Annotated in this window: 2 protein-coding genes; both read left to right on the forward strand. The window is 58.7% G+C overall.

The window, feature by feature from the left end; all coding sequences use genetic code 11:
• A partial coding sequence (locus tag AC1DVH_RS31910) for a MurR/RpiR family transcriptional regulator (protein ID WP_477757139.1) occupies positions 1 to 432 on the forward strand: 432 nt, incomplete at its 5' end.
• A gap of 159 nt (positions 433 to 591) precedes the next feature.
• Positions 592 to 894: Gfo/Idh/MocA family protein (locus tag AC1DVH_RS31915; RefSeq protein ID WP_477757140.1), on the forward strand; the 303-nt coding region annotated here is incomplete at its 3' end.

Raw genomic sequence — 894 nt, forward strand, 5'->3', positions numbered from 1 at the left:
GACAACATCTACGTGGTCGGGGTACGCCGCTCGTTCGCGGTGGCCGATTACCTGGTCTACAACCTGCAACACACCAACAAGCGCATCCACCTGGTATCGGGGCTCGGCGGCAGTTACCGCGAGCAGATGCGCAGCGTGCGCGCCAATGACCTGGTGATCGCCATCAGCTTCACGCCGTACGGCAAGGAAACCCAGCACTGCCTGCGCATCGCCCAGCATCATCAGGCGAAAACCCTGATCATCACCGACAGTAACCTTTCGCCTTTGGCCAAGCGCGCCAACACCGTGCTGCTGGTCAACGAAGGCAGCTCGTTTGCCTTCCGCTCGTTGAGTGCGACCTTGTGCCTGTGTCAGGCGCTGTTTATCGCCGTGGCTTATCGACTGGAATTGAAAGTCGATGAGATTCACGAGCAGGTCGGGTTCGAAGACTGACCGAGACACTGGCGTTACGGCGCCGCGCGCAGCGAAAAACTCCCACACTTGCACGCGAGCGCTCAGCGGCCACATGTAAATATTTATTCCATAATTGATGAAAAGGAATTTTTATTCTATAAACGGGTTTCCTGAAAACAAAAACCAAAGGATCCTGTCATGCGCGAACTCGGAATCGGACTCATCGGCACGGGTTTCATGGGTCGTGCCCATGCCCTGGCCTTTCGCAACGTCAGCGCAGCATTCGAACTGCCCTTCACGCTTCGCCTCGCCGCCCTGGCCGACGCCGATCCCGTTCGTGCCCGGGCATGCGCCACTGCCTGGGGCTTTGAGCAGGCTTATGGCGACTGGCAGCAATTGATCGACGACCCCAAGGTCCACCTGATCGCCATCACCACCCCCAACCACCTGCACTACCCGATGGCCATGGCCGCGCTTGCCGCTGGCAAACCGGTGTACTGC

This window comes from Pseudomonas sp. P4_C3 (assembly GCF_056402075.1).